The following is a 318-nucleotide window of genomic DNA, read 5'->3' on the forward strand; positions in this document are numbered from 1 at the left end:
CACCGGACCGGGGAGCACCGGACCGGGGAGCACCGGACCGGCGAGCGCCGAACCGGGGAGCGACCGGCCCTGCCTCGACGAGCTGCCCGTCGCCGAACTCCGCCGCCTCTACGGGCCCGAGGCCGAGGCCGACCCGTCCGGCCTGTACGAGAAGCTGCGCGCCGAGTACGGGGAGGTCGCCCCCGTCCTGCTGCACGGCGACCTGCCGGCCTGGCTGGTCCTCGGCCACTCCGCCAACCTCACCGTGATGCGCACACCCTCCCGCTTCTCCCGGGACTCGCGCCGCTGGCGGGCGTTCCAGGAGGGGCGGGTCGGGGC

1 pseudogene is annotated in these 318 nt (G+C 76.7%); it reads left to right on the forward strand.

Annotated features, from left to right (window positions below):
• Window positions 1-318: pseudogene (locus VR45_RS39425) on the forward strand (cytochrome P450); the annotation flags it as partial.

The organism is Streptomyces sp. NRRL S-495 (assembly GCF_000966955.1).
Lineage (GTDB): Bacteria > Actinomycetota > Actinomycetes > Streptomycetales > Streptomycetaceae > Kitasatospora > Kitasatospora purpeofusca.